The 18,844-nt window shown below is 62.1% G+C and carries 19 protein-coding genes and 1 pseudogene; 14 read left to right on the top strand and 6 right to left on the bottom strand.

The annotated features are described in order from the left end of the window. Window positions 1-154 precede the first annotated feature (154 nt). From R4P65_RS12435 to R4P65_RS12425, 3 genes are read left to right on the top strand one after another with little or no spacing between them, the layout of a single operon-like run. A complete protein-coding gene (locus R4P65_RS12435; RefSeq protein ID WP_317826704.1) occupies window positions 155-727 on the top strand; it encodes an HdeD family acid-resistance protein in 573 nt (190 codons plus the stop codon). Further along, window positions 717-1,865, top strand: a complete 1,149-nt coding sequence (locus R4P65_RS12430) for an AI-2E family transporter (RefSeq protein WP_317826703.1) — start codon at window positions 717-719, stop codon at window positions 1,863-1,865. Before R4P65_RS12435 ends, R4P65_RS12430 begins: the two co-directional genes overlap by 11 nt. Window positions 1,866-1,909: 44 nt before the next feature. Continuing rightward, entirely contained in the window at window positions 1,910-3,259 is a 1,350-nt protein-coding gene (locus R4P65_RS12425) for a hypothetical protein (protein ID WP_317826701.1), read from the top strand. Here R4P65_RS12425 and R4P65_RS12420 read toward each other — a convergent pair. After that, window positions 3,256-3,879 (bottom strand): superoxide dismutase, encoded by a 624-nt coding sequence (locus tag R4P65_RS12420; protein WP_003944189.1) that lies wholly within the window; start codon window positions 3,877-3,879, stop codon window positions 3,256-3,258. The genes R4P65_RS12425 and R4P65_RS12420 overlap by 4 nt on opposite strands. A gap of 260 nt (window positions 3,880-4,139) precedes the next feature. Between R4P65_RS12420 and R4P65_RS12415 the strand changes: the two genes are divergently transcribed. From R4P65_RS12415 to R4P65_RS12405, 3 genes are all read left to right on the top strand, one after another. After that, a complete protein-coding gene (locus R4P65_RS12415) occupies window positions 4,140-5,318 on the top strand; it encodes an acyltransferase (protein WP_317826700.1) in 1,179 nt (392 codons plus the stop codon). Then, window positions 5,257-5,970 (top strand): peptide-methionine (S)-S-oxide reductase MsrA, encoded by a 714-nt coding sequence (msrA, locus tag R4P65_RS12410; RefSeq protein ID WP_317826699.1) that lies wholly within the window; start codon window positions 5,257-5,259, stop codon window positions 5,968-5,970. The genes R4P65_RS12415 and msrA overlap by 62 nt, the downstream gene beginning before the upstream one ends. Before the next feature lie 111 nt (window positions 5,971-6,081). Beyond that, complete coding sequence (locus R4P65_RS12405) at window positions 6,082-6,678, top strand: hypothetical protein (RefSeq protein ID WP_020905734.1); 597 nt, start codon at window positions 6,082-6,084, stop codon at window positions 6,676-6,678. 15 nt (window positions 6,679-6,693) lie between these two features. Here R4P65_RS12405 and R4P65_RS12400 read toward each other — a convergent pair whose 3' ends face one another. After that, complete coding sequence (locus tag R4P65_RS12400; protein WP_317826698.1) at window positions 6,694-7,623, bottom strand: LLM class F420-dependent oxidoreductase; 930 nt, start codon at window positions 7,621-7,623, stop codon at window positions 6,694-6,696. A 16-nt stretch (window positions 7,624-7,639) separates the two neighbouring features. Continuing rightward, window positions 7,640-9,421, bottom strand: a complete 1,782-nt coding sequence (locus R4P65_RS12395) for a hypothetical protein (protein ID WP_317826697.1) — start codon at window positions 9,419-9,421, stop codon at window positions 7,640-7,642. Between the two features lie 415 nt (window positions 9,422-9,836). Here R4P65_RS12395 and R4P65_RS12390 point away from each other — a divergent pair, with 415 nt between their 5' ends. The 4 genes from R4P65_RS12390 to R4P65_RS12375 are packed head-to-tail and all read left to right on the top strand — an operon-like array spanning window position 9,837 to window position 13,364. Further along, window positions 9,837-10,805 (top strand): DUF4328 domain-containing protein, encoded by a 969-nt coding sequence (locus R4P65_RS12390; protein ID WP_317826696.1) that lies wholly within the window; start codon window positions 9,837-9,839, stop codon window positions 10,803-10,805. Next, window positions 10,802-11,566 (top strand): glycerophosphodiester phosphodiesterase, encoded by a 765-nt coding sequence (locus tag R4P65_RS12385; protein WP_230816061.1) that lies wholly within the window; start codon window positions 10,802-10,804, stop codon window positions 11,564-11,566. The genes R4P65_RS12390 and R4P65_RS12385 overlap by 4 nt, the downstream gene beginning before the upstream one ends. Window positions 11,567-11,577: 11 nt before the next feature. Continuing rightward, window positions 11,578-12,492, top strand: coding sequence for a DUF5926 family protein (locus R4P65_RS12380; RefSeq protein WP_317553666.1), 915 nt, complete (start codon window positions 11,578-11,580; stop codon window positions 12,490-12,492). 53 nt (window positions 12,493-12,545) lie between these two features. Next, window positions 12,546-13,364, top strand: coding sequence for an alpha/beta fold hydrolase (locus tag R4P65_RS12375; RefSeq protein ID WP_230816059.1), 819 nt, complete (start codon window positions 12,546-12,548; stop codon window positions 13,362-13,364). On the opposite strand, the gene R4P65_RS12370 is transcribed toward R4P65_RS12375, so the two are convergent. Together R4P65_RS12370 and R4P65_RS12365 are read right to left on the bottom strand one after the other, a co-directional pair. Continuing rightward, entirely contained in the window at window positions 13,361-13,906 is a 546-nt protein-coding gene (locus tag R4P65_RS12370; RefSeq protein ID WP_024487904.1) for a ferritin, read from the bottom strand. The genes R4P65_RS12375 and R4P65_RS12370 overlap by 4 nt on opposite strands. Window positions 13,907-14,060: 154 nt before the next feature. Next, entirely contained in the window at window positions 14,061-14,987 is a 927-nt protein-coding gene (locus R4P65_RS12365) for a cation diffusion facilitator family transporter (protein ID WP_317826695.1), read from the bottom strand. A gap of 179 nt (window positions 14,988-15,166) precedes the next feature. Here R4P65_RS12365 and R4P65_RS12360 point away from each other — a divergent pair, with 179 nt between their 5' ends. From R4P65_RS12360 to R4P65_RS33150, 3 genes and pseudogenes are all read left to right on the top strand, one after another. Then, a complete protein-coding gene (locus R4P65_RS12360; RefSeq protein WP_317826813.1) occupies window positions 15,167-15,790 on the top strand; it encodes a M23 family metallopeptidase in 624 nt (207 codons plus the stop codon). A 28-nt stretch (window positions 15,791-15,818) separates the two neighbouring features. Then, window positions 15,819-16,178 (top strand): BlaI/MecI/CopY family transcriptional regulator, encoded by a 360-nt coding sequence (locus R4P65_RS12355; protein ID WP_230816056.1) that lies wholly within the window; start codon window positions 15,819-15,821, stop codon window positions 16,176-16,178. Beyond that, window positions 16,175-17,120, top strand: a pseudogene (locus R4P65_RS33150) (M56 family metallopeptidase). Before R4P65_RS12355 ends, R4P65_RS33150 begins: the two are co-directional and overlap by 4 nt. On the opposite strand, the gene R4P65_RS12340 reads toward R4P65_RS33150, so the two are convergent. Continuing rightward, the gene (locus R4P65_RS12340; RefSeq protein ID WP_317826693.1) at window positions 17,121-17,765 is read right to left on the bottom strand and encodes a DsbA family protein; all 645 of its coding nucleotides are present in this window, start codon (window positions 17,763-17,765) and stop codon (window positions 17,121-17,123) included. 126 nt (window positions 17,766-17,891) lie between these two features. Here R4P65_RS12340 and R4P65_RS12335 point away from each other — a divergent pair, with 126 nt between their 5' ends. Then, window positions 17,892-18,833, top strand: a complete 942-nt coding sequence (locus R4P65_RS12335; protein ID WP_317826692.1) for a cytochrome c oxidase assembly protein — start codon at window positions 17,892-17,894, stop codon at window positions 18,831-18,833. Window positions 18,834-18,844: the final 11 nt, after the last annotated feature.

Below are 18,844 nucleotides of genomic sequence, written 5' to 3'. Positions count from 1 at the left end.
GTCCCCTCGCTCCGCACCCGTAGAGCACAACTCGGTATCAGCCGCGCGTTTCGATGGGCGGAAAGGCCACGATAGCCATACGATCTGTCGGTATTGCCCTGTTTGAAGAGCTGTTGAATCGGTCAGAGACACCCGCTTGCTTCGGAGGCTACTGATGGTCACGCAGAACCCGTTCGTGCAGTACGGCAAAGAGATCTGGTGGATGATCCTGATCCGCGGAATCTTCGGCGTGATCTTCGGAATCATCGCACTGGTGTGGCCGGGAATTACCGTGGTGGCCTTGGTTTTCCTGTTCGGTGTCTACTCCATTGCCGACGGCTTGATCACGATCGTTCGAGCCATCCGGGACCGCGAACACCTGAGTTCTTGGGGATGGTGGGTGTTCACAGGCGTCGTTTCGGTGGGAGCCGGTGTGGTCGCTCTGGTCTGGCCAGGCATCACGGCGCTGGTGCTGCTGTACATAATTGCCTTCTACGCCATCATGTTCGGAATCTTCGGAATCGTCGGCGCCTTCAAGATGAAGACGCTGCCCGGATCCAGTTGGGGATGGTTGCTCGCAGCCTCGGTGCTTGCTGTCATCTTCGGCATCATTCTTCTCGTCGCGCCCGGCGAAGGCATCATCAGCCTCATCTGGTTGTTGGGTTGGTACGCAATCTTGTTCGGCCTCTTCATGATTGTGGGAGCATTCCAGATCAGGAGCCGGGCAAAGGAAGTCGGTGTTCTCTAAGAAGGGAAAGGCGGCCGTCGCGGCTCCCGCTCCGATCCCCACGGTGTCCGGTAGCGAGAACTGGTCGATCCCTCGCGGTTTGATCGTCCTGCTGGGTCTTGCGGCCACCGTGGTTGCCGTCGGCGGAATGAAGGTGTTCGGCGGCATCCTCGGACCGGTATTCCTGGCCCTCGTGCTGACGATTGCCGTTCAGCCCATTCAGGATTGGTCACAGCGCCGAGGGTGGCCCAAGTGGGTCGGGATGCTCGGCTCACTGGTCACCGTGTACCTGATTCTGCTCGGGTTGGCGGCGTCGTTGATCGTGTCGACGGCCCAGTTGGCGACAATCCTGCCTCAATACTCCGAGGAGATGACCAACCTCCTCAACGAGGGCCGCGACAAGTTGGCCGACTTCGGAGTCAGCACCGAACAGATCCAAAGCACACTCAGCAGTATCGATCTCACGAAGGTCGTGGGCGTACTCGAAAGTGGGCTGGAGGGTCTGCTCGGCATTCTGTCGGATCTGGTGTTCATCCTCGCGCTGTTGCTGTTCATGGCTTTCGACGGCATGAGTATCCGCTCACGGTTGAATGTGCTGTCGGAGCAACGTCCCGAAATCTCCTACGCGCTCTCCACCTTTGCCGCCGGCACTCGCAAATACCTGGTCGTCTCGACGGTCTTCGGCCTCATCGTGGCGGTACTCGACGGTGGCGCGCTGTGGCTGATGGGCATTCAGCTGCCCGTCCTGTGGGCGTTGCTGTCCTTCATCACCAACTACATCCCCAACATCGGGTTTGTCATCGGCGTCATCCCACCGGCGCTCCTGGGACTCCTGCAGGGCGGGCCGTGGCTGATGCTGTGGGTGATCGTCGTCTACTCCGTCATCAACTTCGTGATCCAGTCCATCATCCAACCCAAGTTCGTCGGCGACGCCGTGGGGCTGTCGGTGACGATGACCTTCCTCTCGCTTGTCTTCTGGGCGTGGGTTCTCGGAGCACTCGGAGCATTGCTGGCGATTCCGCTCTCGTTGCTGGTGAAGGCCGTCCTGCTCGACATCGACCCGGCCACACGCTGGGCGGACATCCTGATCAGTGGTCCTCGAACCGAACCGGATGAAGACCCGAAAGAAGAAGCGAAACCGACCCCGGCGCCCACCTAGAACTTCTCAGTGTTTCTACAAGTTGTTGCTTTATCGTCTCGCCCATGAGCGCCGAGAACACCACCGAGAACTCCCACCGCCAGCCGTCACGCCTCGGTCGACGGCTGGCAGTGGGTGGTGTGGCCGCGATTGTCGCGGCTGCAGTGGCGGGGATCGGGTTCGTGATCTTCGCGGGCGGTGCCGATTCCTCGAACACCGTCGCGATCGTGAACGCCGACGCGGGAACCACGCTCGACGGCAAGGAACTTCGGGCCGGCGACACCCTGGTGGACACGTTGGGCAAGAACGAAGACTTCGACTTCCAGGTGGTCGACAACCCCGGCGGGAACTACTTCGCGATGTTGACGGTGCCGGAAGACTTCAGCGAAACCGTCGCGTCGATGTTCGGCACTGATCCCCGCCAAGCCAGTGTCGTACTGGCGGTGAATGGCTCGGACTCGGAGAAGTCCGCCGAGTTGACTCGGGCCGTATCGGCGCAGGTCGGCGCGGACGGAATCAAGGGTTTGCTGGCTCAGACTTCGGCCGCCAGGCGCTCGATCGATCAAAACCTCACCACCGCACAGATTCTGGTCGCCGGCACCAATGAGGCCGGAAAGTCCATCGATCAGGTGAAGGCAGGCGCAGGCACTCTGCTGCCGTATCTCGAGACCGCACGCTCGGGAGCGTTGGAGTTGATGAGCGTGGCGGACCAGGTATCCGGCGTGGTCGATCAGGCGTCGGGGTCGGCGGAAGAGCTGGCCACGCGCGCTGACTCACTGGGCCTGACGCTGGGGGAGGCGTCGTCGTCGACCGCAGAATTGAAGACACGGATCGACACGTTGCAAACTGCGTTGAACGGCCTTCCGATCCCGCCCGACGTGACAGCGCAACTGGCCGGTGTGAGTTCGGATCTCGGTGCGCTGAATGCGCAATTGGGCACCGTTCCGGCGCTGTTGGGTGGCTCGGTCGGACCCGATACGGAGCTCGGTGATCTAGTCCGCACCGCCGTCGGGCAGCTGCAAGGGGCGAGCGATCAACTGAGCAGTGCTGCCGGACAATTGAACGACGGACTCATCCCCATCGCCGATCAAGCGCCGCAGATGCTCGGTGACGTGACCGACCAGATCACTCAGGGATTCACGACGCTGCAAGGGATCGCCAAGTCATTGGTCACGGGCCTCGACGGCGCAAAATCCGGTATTCCCGCGATGACCACTCCGCAGCAGGTTCAGCTGACCTCGGTGCTGTCGGATCCGGTGGCCGTCAATCAGACCACCGTGAGCAGCGGTGACTCCGGAACTCGCACACTGGCATTGGTCTTCGGAGCTACGACGGTCCTGCTCGGTGGTGCTCTGCTGACACGAACGGCGGCACCCCTGGTGAGGCGCCGCCGTTCGCGAGAAGAGCGTGACTAGACGATCAGACCTGCGGTCTGGGTACGTGCACGGTCGAAGCGAGCCGAAACGTCGTTCCAGTTGACGATGTTCCAGAATGCCTTGACGTAGTCGCCCTTGACGTTCTGGTAGTCGAGGTAGAAGGCGTGCTCCCACATGTCGAGGAGCAGCAGCGGCGTGAGGCCGATGGAGATGTTGCCCTGCTGATCGTAGAGCTGGACGATGATCAGACGCTGTCCGATCGAGTCCCACGCGAGGATGGACCAGCCGGAGCCCTGGATGGCGTTGGCGTTCGCGGAGAAGTGAGCGCGGAAGAGATCGAACGAACCGAAGTTGTCGTCGATCGCTGCGGCGAGTTCGCCTTCGGGCTTGTCGCCACCGTCAGCGCTGAGGTTGTTCCAGAAAACGGTGTGGTTGGTGTGGCCACCGAGGTGGAACGCCAGGTTCTTCTCGAGCAGGTTGGCCTGCGCTGCGATGGTGTCGTTCTCACGAGCCTCGGCCAGCTTCTCGAGTGCAGCGTTGGCACCGGCAACATAAGCCGCGTGGTGCTTGTCGTGATGCAGCTCCATGATCTTGCCCGAGATGTGCGGCTCGAGGGCTGCGTAGTCGTAGGGGAGTTCCGGCAGCGTGTAAACAGACACGAGGGTCCCTTCTTTGCGGGCTGGTGAGCCCTGGTGCTTTAGAGTGCGTCGATCACCGGTCACGGCGTGACGTCACTCGCGTATGTGCAAATCATTCTTCGGGTTTCCACCCAATAACATTCGTACACCGTCCGCAACAGTCCGGCTCAGGTAGTAATCACCAAAGAATAAAGTTTGGGAAACCGAACTTGCTCCGGCCTAAGGGTAAGCTAATATGCGCAAATTCGTCGTAAAGGTGAACGGAACCTTAAACTTGCGCGATGCCCGCACCAGTTTTCCTCCCGGAATCACCAGAGGCGGCCGCGCCTCGGGTGAATCTTCCGGGCGCTGACCTGCTGCGAGCCCTGGCGGTTGCCGCCGTGATCTACTCCCACATCTCTTTTTACGTCATCGACGATCTCGGCTCGGGTTGGTGGGTGATCGACATCGTCTACGGCGTTTTGATCGAGCCGGCCGAACTCAACCAGCACCTCTCTTTTGTCGGTGTCGCCGTATTCATGATGCTTACCGGCGCTCTGGTGACGCGGTCCGCGATTCGCGACGGCCCCGGAAAGTTCTTGACCAACCGATTCAGTCGCCTGCTGCCCGCATTCTGGGTGGCGACCGCGATCGCCATTCTTCTGGTCCGCCTCGGAATCAACGGAATGTTCAGCGGTCAGGAAGGTATTTCCGATACCGAAGCGTTGATGAGCTTTTTTCTCGGCGGATTCTTTCTCAAGCCCGAGGTGGCAGTTCTCGGAGTGACCTGGACACTCACCGTCCAATTCCTCTTCTATCTCGCGTGCGTCGCGGCTCGCCCGATACTGCGGCTTCGACCGATCGTCATGCCGCTCGCCGGTGGTGCGCTGTGCTCACTGGTTCTGCTCTACAACGTCTACGCGCCGCTGCCGTACACCGTGCCGATGCTGTCCAAGATCGCCGCGACGCTGCCGGCGGTCTTCCTCGGCCAGATCATGTACCTCGCGTGGGCGAAGCTCGCTCCCGGCCGCTGGCTGATCGCGGCCGTCCTCGTCCAGATGCACGTCATCATCGTGGCTACCCAGTTCCGCGTGTACTGGGCCGGCGAGCACTACCTGTGGACCATTTCGGTAGTCGCCGCAGCGGTTGTCATCATCGGGCGCTACGACGGCGTCCCGACGCGCTGGTCGGTCGTGAAATGGCTCTCGACGCGCAGTTACATCATCTATCTCGTGCACACCCTGATCCTCTACCGCGTTGTCGAGAACACCGTTTTGTACGTCGGACCGACGCTGGCTTTCGCACTGTTCCTTCTGGTCACGGCCGCGGTAGCAGAAATCGGCTACCGCTGGGTGGAGCTGCCGGGTGCCCGTGCGGTCACGGCGTGGCGAAACAGCCGCTCGCGCGTAGCATCGAAGCATGAGCTGGTACGACGACATTCTGGGACGAGCGTCCGCAAAATCCACGCTGATCGCGCCTGAGGACGCCCTGCCCGGGCGAGAGCAGAAAATGCCGGTACCTACCGCGCACTACGTCAACGGACATCCGTTGACGCCGCCGTTTCCGGCCGAACTGCAGACCGTCGTCGTCGGGATGGGTTGTTTCTGGGGCGCCGAGAAGGAGTTCTGGCAGCTTCCCGGTGTGTACACAACCGCTGCGGGTTATGCGGGAGGCTTCACTCCCAACCCGACGTACGAAGAGACGTGCTCCGGACGTACCGGTCACACCGAAGTGGTGCTGGTGGTCTTCGATCCCGCAGTGATCTCCTACGAGCAGGTCCTGGCGCACTTCTGGGAGAACCACGATCCAACGCAGGGAATGCGTCAGGGCAACGACCAGGGCTCGCAGTACCGTTCGGCGATCTTCACGACGTCCGCGCAGCAGGAAGAAATCGCTCATGCGTCGGCCGTCGCATTCGGTGAAAGGCTTGCCGAAGCGGGATACGGCGCGATCACCACCGAAATCGGTCCGCTGCGCGACTTCTTCTATGCGGAGGATTACCACCAGCAGTATTTGGCGAAGAACCCCGGCGGCTACTGCCCGGTGCATGCCACCGGCGTCAGTTGCCCGGTCGGATTGCTCCGTCAGGATCAGGTTCCGGCGCAGACGGACATCCTTCCGCCGAGCGAATAACTGGACAGGTGTTGGAGGACACATGTGATTCAGCTCGTTAACACTTGCAACTAGATCGAAACAAAGGGAATCTCGATGTAAGAGTGTGTCGTCGAGAGAACTGAGCTAATAATGTCAGGTAGTACGCGAGGAACTGCGTCGCTGCTCCGACGCACCATTCATGTAGGCCACGATCCGATGGTTCGCCGCAGTGATCGGATCGAAGGATTCATGTCCTTCGGTCTGATCATTTTCGCGATTCTTCTGCTGCCTCTCGCGGTATGGGCAGGGGCTGCGACGGCTTCGAGCCAGAACGCACTGATCGCCAAACAATCCGCCGAACTACACAGCATTTCGGCGACGACGACTGCAGACTCGACGCAGACCACCGCCTCGACAGCCGATTACATTGCGCCGACCACCGAAATGGCCAGCGCGCAATGGAACTGGAACGGTGAGGTTCACACGGGTGATGTCACTGTCGACTCGGCGACGCCCGTCGGCACCGAGGTCCCCATCTACGTCAACGATCACGGCGACAAGACCGTAGCTCCGATCACTCAGAGTGCTGCCGACGTCGCAGCCGTGGTGACCGGGGTTTTCACCTGGTTCAGCGTGATGTCCCTATTGGTCATCGCGTTCATGCTGGTGCGGGTCTTTCTCGATCGTTCCCGCTCGGCCCAGTGGGACCGAGACCTACGCGCGTTCCTCGACGCGAACGCGCTGTAGATCCCGGACCTTTCCTCACTGCAGTTGGGGCATGACCTCGCTTGCGACGAGTTCGAGATGATCCAGATCGGCCAGATCGAGAGTCTGCAGATACACGCGCTGTGAACCGGCCTCGGCGAAAGTGCCGATCTTGTCGACCAGCTCCGAAGGTGTTCCGGCCAGACCGTTCTCACGTAGCTCGTCCACGTCGCGTCCGATCGCTTCGGCGCGCTTCTTGATCTCCGCCTCGTCGCGGCCGCAGCACAGGACGAGAGCGTTGGAGTACACCAATTCGTTCGGATCGCGCTCGTGCTCGACGCAAGCCTGACGAACCCGCGCAAAGATGTCCTTCGTTTCCGCGAGGGACTTGAACGGGATGTTGAACTCGTTCGCGAACCGAGCGGCGAGTGCCGGAGTCTTCTTCTTGCCCGTGCCACCGATCAGGATCGGCGGACCGTCGACCTGGTGCGGTTTGGGAAGCGCGGGAGAGTTCTTGATCTGCACGTGCTTACCGTCGTAGTCGAACGTGTCGCCGACCGGCGTACGCCACAGGCCGGTCACTACGTCGAGAGTTTCCTCGAGCAGTTCGAAGCGATCCTTGAGCGCCGGGAACGGGATGCCGTACGCCTGGTGCTCTTCCTCGTACCAGCCGGCGCCGATGCCGAGGTCTACGCGGCCACCACTCATCTGATCGACCTGTGCGACCGAGATGGCCAGCGGTCCGGCGTGACGGAACGTAGCCGACGTCACCAGAGTGCCGAGGCGGATGGTGGATGTTTCGCGGGCGATTCCGGCGAGCGTGATCCACGCGTCGGTGGGCCCGGGAAGGCCGTCGGAATTCATGGCGAGATAGTGGTCCGAGCGGAAAAATGCGCCGTAGCCGAGTTTTTCGGCGGTCTGGGCAACAGTCAGTAGTTTTTCGTAGGTAGCGCCCTGCTGGGGTTCGGTGAATATACGCAGCTCCATGACTTCTACTCTGCCACTATTTTGCGGAGGTCGGGACGACGGCACCGACTTGTCCACCGCCGAAACACAGGGTCAGTCCCGGCGTTGTCGGCGTGATCTTCACGCTGTTTCCGTGGCCGACCAGGCGCACGAATGCCGAGTGCAAACCCTGCGTCACGGGTACTGATACGGCGTCGCCGGACTCCAACGCGACGTCGATCGTTCCGTCGGTGCTCGCGAGGTAATTGAGCTGAACCGTCCATTCCCAGCCGGCCAGGGGGCCGTCGAGTGGGAGTTCGGTAGGGCCTTCGGCGCGGGTGCCGCAGTTCGGTGTCGACCCTTCGGGAATCCTTCTCGTCCAGGTCACTTCGGCATCGACAATCTGTCCGCTGTCATCGATCGTGCGCAGAATCGGAGTGCTGGAAGAGAATTCGGGTCGATCAGACAGCGGCGCGAGAACATTGCTTGCCAAATTGTTCGGAAAGGCGACGGGAAGAAGTACCTGGATCGCGACGGGTTGCTCGAGCAGTGGAGCGTCCTGATTCTGGGACAACGACATTCGTGCGTTGGCGAGGTAGTCGCGAGTCGGGTTCTCGCGCCAGATGTCGACGAACGTGACAGTCGAGACGAGCGAACTGACAACGAAGAGCATCGACAGCCCGGCGGCGACTGCGACGGGCATGCGGGCCGGACGTCGCCGAGGCGAGGCGAGAATCAGGGCGGCGGCGAGGGCGAACACCGTCGCTGAATCCGTGAAGTAGCGCAAGGTCTGCGCCAATTCGTAGGTGGTGTCGGCGTCGGATCGGGTCGCGGTCATCGCCACGACGGAGGCCAGGAAGTACAGCGCCGCGGCGGCCCAGATCCAGGCGGCGCCGCGTCTGGCACGCACTGTCATCACGACCGTCGTCAGCAGTGCGGCCCAGGCCGCGACCACCAATACCGTCGGCGGATCGGCCCATGCGGGGCTGGGGATCCACCGCTCCCATTGCCAGGGACCGCCGAGAAGAGTGGGAAGCATCCCCAAAGAGGTGCCGTGATGCAGCAGTTCGGTGGACATCGAACGGCCGTAGCCGGTGATCGGAGATTCGACAGTTGTCAGATACACCGGAATCCAGATCGCGAGCACGGCGGCGCAGGCCGTCCACAGGGGTCGGCACTTCGTGACCGCACTTCGTATCGGCGTTCCCTCACCTTGTGTGCGCAAGTACAGCACCAGAAAAGCGAGTGCCGCGAACGGAACGAGGACCGCCTTCTCGAAGAACAGCAAGGAGACGACAAAAACCGCGGTGCCCGAGAACACGTAGCGCACATGCCCGGTGCGGTACAGCTTGATTGCGTCGCCGCATGCCCAGGCCAGCGCGATCTGGAGCGGCAAGGCGTTGAGCGCGGCCGCCCACCACGAGAACGCCGGAAGCGTCAGCGGGACGAAGAGATACAGGATCAGCGGAATCAACAGCGCCGGTCGCCAGCCGAGGACCAACCGAAGAGTGCGCAGAAGCGCCAACGACGCAGCGGCCTGGCCGATGACGAGCAGCGTTGCCGACAGCGCCCAGTTGTACGGCGCGATGCGGGTGATCAGCCCGGTGACGAAGAAAGCCGCGGGCATGAAGTGACCGTCGTGGTCGTAGAGCAGGAGTTCGCTCGAGAAGAGAGGGAAGCGTCCTCCGCGGCCCATCAGGATGAGGTCGTCCCAGTAGAAGTAATTGCTCGCGGCGACCCAGGCGCGAATGACGAGCTGACATCCGATCAACACGAACGCTAGCTGCGTGACCCGTTTCGGGGTGAACGTCAGAGTTGTCTCGGGCTGTGGAGAAGTCATCGACGGTCATGCTTCCAGGTGTGTCAAAAACCGACTTCCCACAAAAAGGGGATAACGGTCTTTTCTGTCTTTTCGGGAGCAATTTCTGAATGGATTGTGAACTTTGCCGGGATAAATGACGCCGACGCCCAAAAGTTCACTGACCTGCGGTGTCAAATTCATCCTCGAGCCTGTGCATCGTTCGCTAACACCTGTCAGCAAATTCTCAGGGTCTTGCCCGTGACCTGTGGATAAAGCCCGATTCATTCATCCAGAACTGTGGATGAACCTGTGGAAACTGTGGATAACTCGAGTTTTTAAGTGGCGGAGGTCACATTATTCGAACAATGCAGGTGAACGCGGTGGAGGTTCGATCACAAATCGGGAGTGAATCCATTTGCTGCCGTTACCGATACGGCGTGACAGAATCGAAGTTGTGAGTGTCGTTCAGGTCTGCGCCCGGTGCGCCGCACGATGGCCTGTCGTCGGCGGCCCAACGCAGCGCAACGGAGTCGGCGGCCCGACTCAGTGGTGCCCGCGCTGCAGCGGCGTCCTCCTCATCCCCACCCGCACCGAGATCTACCAAGCGCCCAGCCGTCGTGGCTTCCGCTGGATCGCGCGCTCACCGTCCGACCCACGCGGCGTGGGGGACGCACCAGTGCGTCGTAGCCTGGCCACCCCGCGCTACGACGCCGTCCCGCAGTGGGGGCTCCAGGACATCGTCGACACCTCACCGGTGCCGCCCTCGCGAGCGGACCGGATGGCTGACCGAGTCGGACCGTTGCTGACACTCGCGACGATCCTCTACGGACTCGCTGTGTTCGCCGAACTGGGCAGATACGCGATCCTGGTGCGTAACCGCACCACGCTGATCCCGCAGTGGCTGCTCACGGTCTCCGACGCCGCCGTGTACTTCACTCAGTTGGGTGGACTGCTGGTCTCCGTCCTCGCTGCCGTCGCCGCTGTGTGCTGGCTGCTTCGTCGGCGTCGTGAACACTTCGCACGTGCCCGGGAATCCGATCCGCGTACCGCCTCGGAAGTGGTCGTCGGCTGCGCTGTGCCGATCCTCAACCTCGTGATGCCGCCTGTTTATCTCTTCGAGCTGGTTCGCCGTGATCCGCGCGGAATCCTGCTGGTCAAGATCTGGTGGGGCTTCTGGGGATTCAGCGCTCTGCTACTGGTGGTCAACGCGTACTGGCGATCACGCCCGGGGATTCAGGCAATGGCCGACGGGGTTCTGCTGAACGCATTCATAGCGCTGATCGCTGCCGTCACCGCCGCGTTGACGCTCATCGTGATCCGACGGATCGAGCGCAAGAGTTGGCGCGGCGAGCCCGAATCGGAAACCCGGTGGGTGCCGGTGCCGCGCTCGGTGTCGGAAGAGAAGGAAACCGCAGCCCTGTGAGCCCAGATCGCCGAGGTCCACTCGTCGTTGCGCACCGAGGTGCGTCGGCTGCGCGGCCGGAGCACACCCTCGCCGCCTACGAACTAGCTCTCGAGGAGGGTGCGGACGGGCTCGAATGCGACGTTCGGCTCACCCGCGACGGACACCTGGTCTGCGTTCACGACCGCAAGGTCGACCGCACTTCCAGCGGGACGGGGATCGTCAGCGAGATGACTCTCGATTCGCTGAACGCTCTGGACTACGGGTCGACGAGCGAACCGGCCGAACTTCTGACTCTCTCCGATCTCATCACCCTCGCCCTGGATTTTGCGCGCCCCGTGAAGCTGTTCATCGAGACCAAGCACCCCGTGCGGTTCGGCGGATTGGTCGAGGCCAAACTTCTGGCGGAACTGCACCGCTTCGGGATCGCGTCGCCGCCGTCGGCCGACCACTCGCGTGCAGTGGTCATGTCTTTCTCGGCGAGTGCGGTGTGGAGAGTGCGTCGTTCGGCACCGCTGCTGCCGACTGTCCTGCTCGGTGACGCGTCGCGGTACCTCGGCGGTGGTGCGTCGACGGCTGTGGGCGCCACGGCGATCGGGCCGTCGATCAAGGCGCTGCGCGAACATGCCGATCTGGTCGATCGGGCTGCTGCGGCGGGTCGCGCGACGTACTGCTGGACCGTCGACGACAAGGCGGATGTGGACCTGTGTCGTGAGCTCGGGGTCAGTTGGGTTGCCACCAACCATCCCGGGCGCACGAAGCAATGGCTGGGCAGCGTGTAGATTTTGCCCTCGTGGCCAAGAAGAGCAAAAGAAACAGTGGACCGAAGCAGGGCAGCGCACGCGCAGAGAAGCTGGCGGCACGCCAAGCAGAGCGTGAAGCCGCTGCCGGCGTAGTGAACCGCCCGTTCGAGGGCCTTGCCGCCGAGTGCGATCTGGTCGCGCTGCGTGAATTCGTTCCGTCCGCCACGGCTCCGTTGCCGGTCATCGGCTCCGACCGTCCCGTCACGTTGGCGACGGTCCTCCCCGGCGCTGTTGCCGCACTCGTCCGCGACGAGGGCGAGACGGCCACTGGATTTGTCGGTGTCCAGGTTCAGGCGCACTCGGCCGACCTCGGCGCAGACCTCGCCGCTTCGGTGAACTGGATCAAGGATGCGGCCCCCGGCGACGCGCTTTCTGCCGCGAACCCCGATTCCGAGACTCCCGCAGTCACCGCTGTCGTCGATCCGTCGGCGCTGCTCGACATCACCGTGCACCAGGACTTCAACTGGTGGATTCCGGAAGGCGTCGAAACCGACCCCGAGGTTGCCGCCACCGTGCAGCACGCCAACTCGGCGATCATGCCCTCTGCACGCCTCGAAGGCGACGGCCTCGTTGCCGCGTGGTGGGTCGACGCAGGCGAGAAGGCGCACCTGCGTTGGGTTCGTCCCGAGAGCGAAGACGACCTGATGCTCGCGCTGGCGCGCGTGCACGCGACCGGTGGACTGCACCTGGGTGAGGGCTCGCGTTACGCAGGCTCGTTCCGCACCCACGGCCTGTTGGTTCCCGTCTTCGACCTCGACCGCGAAAAGCATGCAAACGAGTGGGTAGCGGCCACCGTCGAGCTCGGTGAGCGTCTTGCCGAGGCTCTGACCGTCGATGCTCCGCTGACCTCGGCCGAGCTGCGCTCGCGCGACGGACTTCGTGGTCGTCAGGTCACGCTGCGCTGATTTTTTCGCCCGAACTATAGGCGTTACGCAAAGTTACGGTTAATGTTGGCGACATGACCTTGTCGCATGACATCTCCGGTAGCGGTCCCACGCTTGTGCTCGTCCATGGCATCGTCCATCGACGGCAGGCGTGGGATTCGCTTTTGGACCAGCTGACGCCGTACCGCCGCGTCGTCACCGTCGACCTGCCGGGTCACGGAGAGTCACTGTTGCCCGAACTCGGTCCGGACGTCATGGGACAGCTGATCGACGATGTCAGCGAGTTCGTCAAGGAAGTGACTCCGGCAGGGGAGCGCGCCCACGTCGCCGGAAACTCCCTCGGCGGCTGGATTGCACTCTCGCTGGCGGCGCGCGGAGATGTCGCGTCGGCGACAGCTCTTTCGCCGGCCGGGTTCTTTGTCAATCACCTCGATCAGGTGCGAGCGATCAATACGTTCCGTGCACTGCGCGGCACGGCCAAGCTCATGGGCGACGGATTGCCACGCGCATTGCGGTACAAGCTGATTCGCTATCCGGCGCTCGCCGCGTTCTTCGCTCATCCGAGTCATGTCGGGTATGCGGCGGCCTTGGCCGACTGCCGTTCGCTCGTGTCCAACGAGCTCGTCGACCTGGGTCTAGAGATGGACTTCGTGCTGCCGCCCATCGTGGATCCCACTGTGCCGGTGACGGTTGCGTGGGGTCGACGCGATCTCATCCTGCCCGTGTATCAGGCGCAGCGCGTGAAAAAGCCGTTCCCGCAGGCAAAGTTGATGGTTCTGCCCGGCCTGGGGCACGTACCGATGACAGATGCCCCCGAGCTGATCAGTTCGATCCTGCTGGCAGGAAGCGAACCGCTCGGCTCGAGGGCAAAATCTGTGAGTGCTGCAGGCTAGATGGTTCCGCCCGCTGCGTTCGGTGCACCGGTGGTGTCACCGACGGTGCTCATCTCGCGGGACACGAAGTCTTCGAGGTCGAACAGGTTGGCGCCCGCGCGATCCGCGATGGTGAGAAGTGTTGTCATGCTTGCCACTTCCTCGACCTGCTCCTTGAGGAACCACTGCATGAACTGCTCGCCGAGGTAGTCGCCTTCTTCGCGGGCAGTGCTCGCGAGTTGGACGATCTGCTCGGTGACCGTCTTCTCCTGAGTCAGCGCGAGAGCGATGGGCTCGCGGGCATCCTTGAAGTCGGCCTTCGCAGCGTCGACGCCGGTCAGTTCGACGTTGATGTCGCGATCGAGGAAATACTGAACGATCATCATGGCGTGGTTACGCTCTTCCACAGCCTGCTTGTAGAAATGCTTTGCCAGCTGCGGCAGATCCGCATTGTCGAAGTAAACCGCTGTCGCGATGTACTGATGCGAAGCGTTGAACTCGTTGCGAATCTGGTCTCGGAGTAGTGCGTGGAATTTGGTCATGTGAGTCTCCCCAGAAGTCATGAATTCCAAGATAGTGCAGGTCAGAGGCACTGTCATCCCAGTCTGACCTTATTGTGGTAAGCGTTCCCAAACTAAAGAAGACCTAATTTTTCTTCGAATTCGGTGAGGTTATCGAGCCCGGTGAAATCGAATGTTTCATTTAGGAATGTCCATTTCACCAGGCGAGTTCCGCGCATTTACCGTCACTTCCCTGTAGTTCCACCTGTACGGTGGCGTGCTCGAGTTCGAAGGCCTCGGAAAGCAAGGTTTGGGTGGCCGCAAGCACCGTTGTGGGATCGGCGTCACTTGCCGCGGTGACGTGAACGGAAGCAACTTCCATCCCCGAGGTGAGCGTCCAGACGTGTAGATCATGCGCGTCGACGACGCCCGGGAGGGTATTGATCTTCTCGATGATCGAGGTGACGTCGATGCGATCGGGAGCCTGCTGGAGCAGGATGCGGACGGCATGGCGGCCCAGGTTGAAGGCGCGCGGCAAGACGAAAAGGCCGATGGCTACGCCGATGACGGGGTCGGCGTAGCGCCAACCGAACGCGAGCGTGACCAAGCCGCTGACGAGGACGCCGATGGACCCGACCATGTCCGCCATGACTTCGAGGTAGGCGCCGCGGATGTTGATACTTTCCTTCGCGCCGCTGCGCAGCATCAGGAAGGCGATGACGTTCATCGCCAATCCGACGACGGCGACTATCGCGACGGGGAGGCCGGGAACCTCGGGCGGATCCGAGAATCGGCTGGCAGCCTCGTAGAGCACCCATCCGGCCACCGCGAAGAGCAGGATCGCATTGGCCAGTGCTGCAAACACTTCCGTGCGGTACATGCCGAAAGTACGGTCGGGGCGCCGGGCGGCACGCTGTGCGACGAGGATCGCGGCGAGCGCCATGAAGATGCCGAAGATGTCGGTGAACACGTGTGCCGAGTCCGAAAGCAGTGCCAGCGACGAGGTGAAAAGTCCGACTGTCACCTGCAGTACGAACGTCACCAACCCGAGGCCGGCGGCGATCCACAGTTTATTGACATGCTTGCCGCTGTTGCTGGTCGCAGCCTCGGCGGGGGAGATTCCGTGCCCGTGTCCGTGTGACATCGAAGATCCTTTCGTCGACGTCAGCTTAGACAGATATGCATATATGCGCAATAGTGCATGTCTTAAAAACTATGCAACATAGTTGTAGGGTTGCGGCGTAGACCTTTATTTGTCATCGACGCGAGGACCGAGAAGTGGGACGACATCGAAAAGCCGAGCCGATCAGACCCGGCGGGCGCATAGCCGCGGTTTCCGTGGCGACGGGCGCAATCCTGGCGTCCGGCACTTCCATCGGGCACGCATCGCCGCCGCCGGTTGCGGTGGGAAATACGGTGTCGGTGCCGGAGATCCTCGACCGTGTTCGAACGACGGATCTTGCCGGAATAGCCGAACAACTCGGCAAGACGCGACAACTCGAATCCGAACGAGCGGCGCTGGCGTACGAGGCAGAGAAGTCACAGGTGATGGCCCCTGTCAGCGGGACGATGACGTCCAACTTCGGTCCACGGTGGGGAACCACCCACTACGGTCTCGACATCGCGAACGCGATCGGTACGCCCATTGTGTCGGCGACCGACGGTGTGGTGCTCGAATCCGGTCCCGCCGCGGGATTCGGGCTCTGGGTCCGCATCCAGCAGGATGACGGGACCGTCGGCGTCTACGGACACATCAACGAGGCGCTCGTGGTTGCGGGTCAGAAGGTGCGGGCGGGTGAGCTGATCGCGACCGTCGGCAATCGTGGACAATCGACAGGACCACACCTGCACTACGAGGTGTGGCAATCTGACGGACAGAAGACCGATCCGCTCGCGTATCTGAATGCCCGGGGCGTGTCGTTCGGGGAGAAGACCACGGGCGACTGAAGTTCTGACACGACGCGATGGAGGAGCAATGCAGGGGCTGGGCGGACTCGAAGCCGAGGTCATGGATGTGCTCTGGCAGTCCGACGACGCGCTCTCGGTCAAGGATCTGGTCGAGATCTTGGGCGAGCGTCGACAGCTCGCGTACACCACCATCCTGACCGTCGTGACGCATCTCTACGACAAGGGTTGGGTGAGTCGTGAGAAGAAGAGTCGCGCCTACTTCTATCGGCCGAGCCGCAGCCGTGAAGAAGCCACCTCCAGGGCTCTGCGCGAATTGTTGGACAGCAGTTCTGATTCCGCTGCCGTGCTGTTGCACTTCGCCAGGACCATGACGGACGCCGAGAACGAGGCCCTGCGCCGAGGTCTTTCCGGGGAAGGTGCGCAATGACATTGGCGTTGCCGATGCTTCTCGGTGCGGTACTCGTGGGATTCTTGGTTCCGAGAGTGTTGCGAGTTGTTTCCTCGGCGTTGTCTCCGACGGTGCTGCTCGCGGCGTGGCTCGGCAGTATGGCGTCGGCTCTGTATCTCGCTCTCTCCGCGGTCTTGGTTCTGGTCTGGCCGAGCCACGCGCCGGTCGAGGGGCTGGTCGACGGTATCGCTCGGTGTTTCAGCGCCTTCGCGCACGGTACGAGTTCGTGGGTGGGTGAACTGATCACCGGCACAGCCGTTGCTGCGGTGGGTTTGATCGCCGTTCGGATCGTGCTGGCTGGGCGCAAGCAGGCACGTGAGCACGCGAGAGTCCGAGATTTCCATCGTGATGTTCTCTCGATCGTCGCGCGCCGCGACAACTCGGAGTCCGACGTGTTGTGTGGATCATCCGCTGCCGATGGCGTACAGCGTCGCCGGAAAGCCTGGATTTGTTGTTGCGACGCAAGGCTTGTCATCCGCTCTTACCGGAGGCGAGCGTGACGCGGTCCTCGCGCACGAGCGTGCGCACCTGAGCGGCGGTCATCACCGAATCGTCGGTGCGTGCGAAGTCTTGGCCGCTGTTCTGCCGCGAGTGCCGTTGTTCGCGGCGGCACCTGCTGCCGTCGGCGCGATCGTGGAACTGTCGGCGGACCGGCACGCCGCTCGCGTCACCAGCCCGGCTGCGGTGCGTTCCGCTCTTGCCGTGGTGTCGAAATCGACGCTTCCTCAGCCGGACTGGAGCTTGGGCGATCGCGGCGGCGCGACCGCAGTGCGATTGCGTTCCCTGGTCGACGGCGACGTGGCGTCGCCCCGGCGACTGACCTGCGCGGTGGCGGCTTGTGTTCCGGCGGCTGTCACGACGGCCGTTGCCGCAGCCGTGACGGTAGCCGTCTCCGCGGGTATCTGCGCTGTTCTGACCTGATCATTCTCGCAAAGCCGAGTCGATCTGGGCTTTCAGATCTTCGTAGGTCGGCATCGGGGCCAGTTTCACATCGTTCAGAAAGAGGGTCGGCGTGCCCTGGACGCCGAGGCGTCGACCTTCTTCGAAGTCGCGCTCGACCCGCTCACGGACGCCGCGGCTGCCGAGGTCGGTTTCGAATCGGGTCATGTCCAGGCCGAGATCTTGTGCGTAGGAGCGGAACAGCGCCTCCTGCGATTCGGCAGATTCACCCCACTGCGACTGAGTCTCGTACATCCGTTGATACATCTCGACGAACTTGCCCTGGCGAGATGCGGATTCGACGACTTGCGCCGCGAGAGTGCTGTTGGTGTGACTCGGAATCGGAAAGTATCTGATGCCGAACGTGATCCGATCCTCGTACTCGGCTCTGATTCGCTCCATCGTCGGGTGCAGCGCGCGGCAAGCCTCGCATTCGAAGTCGAGGAACTCGACCAGGTTCACCTTGCCGTCGGCGGCCGAGGTCAATCGGTACGCGTCGTCGGTGAGGACGGCGCTGGATTGTGCTGCCCGATCGGTGCTCTCGTTGTCCGCCCTGATCGGATCGATGGTGATGAACGTGATCAGTGCTACCGCGAACACCGCGATCAGGGCGGCGGATATCTTCATGCTTCTGGACACTGCTGTGCACCTGGACCTTCCGTCGAATTCCTAAATACTATCCAACATAGTAGTTAGGTGTAGAGTCGACGGTACCCGCATGGAGACGAAGGAGGGCCCGCCGGTGAAGCGTTCGTGAATGACACGCCGCCGCCGTCGATCGGGCAGATGCTGGAGTGGGATACCTCATCCCTCCCGCTTCTTCCTGCGCTGGGAGTTGTTCTTGCACTCTGGTATTGGACTGGCGCTCAGCGAGTTCGCGCGAGTGGGCGACCATGGCCGTGCCATCGGACAGCGTGCTTCCTGGGTGGGTGCCTGCTACTGATCGCGGTAACCGGACTGAAGGTCGAGAGCTACGGCTACGAACTCTTCAGCGTCTGGATGTTCCAACACCTGACGCTCTCGATGGCGATCCCGCCGCTCTGGGTACTGGGCTCGCCGGGACTGCTGCTACTACGTTCGACGCCGCACCGAGGGATAGGAAAAGGCATTCTCGCGCTTGCCCTCTCGGCATTGCGTAGCCTGCCGGCGCGGTGGATGCTGCACCCCGGGTTCGCGATCCCGGTATTTCTGTTCAGTTACTACGGGATCTACCTGTCGCCGATCTTCGACACCGTCTCGGCGTTACCGGCTGGACACGTCTCGCTCGAGATCTTCTTTCTCGCCAGCGGTCTGCTCTTCATCATGCCGGTGCTCGCCACCGGCCCACTGCCGGTGCGACAGAGCTACCTCGGCCGGTGTTTCGACCTGTTCGTGGAGATGCCGCTGCACGTGTTCATCGGCGTCGTACTCATGATGGCGACAAAACCGCTGCTGGCCACGTTCGTGGATCCGCCTCCGGAGTGGGGCGTGGACGTGATGCAGGATCAGCAGCTGGCGGGTGCCCTCGCGTGGTCGTACGGAGAGCCCGTTGCGCTGGTGGTGGTCGTGATCTTCGCGATGCGCTGGAACCGGGACGACAAACGGATGAATGCCGCCCAGGATCGCCGCGCCGAGATCGACGGCGACAGTGATCTGAAGGCGTACAACAACTTCCTCAGATCACTGAGCGCCGCCGAGCGGCCTGAGACTCGGTAGGCCGGTGGCCC

This window comes from Rhodococcus sp. IEGM 1318 (assembly GCF_033142465.1).
Taxonomy (GTDB): Bacteria; Actinomycetota; Actinomycetes; order Mycobacteriales; family Mycobacteriaceae; genus Rhodococcus_F; species Rhodococcus_F qingshengii_B.
This window is presented reverse-complemented; position numbering and strand designations above follow the sequence as displayed.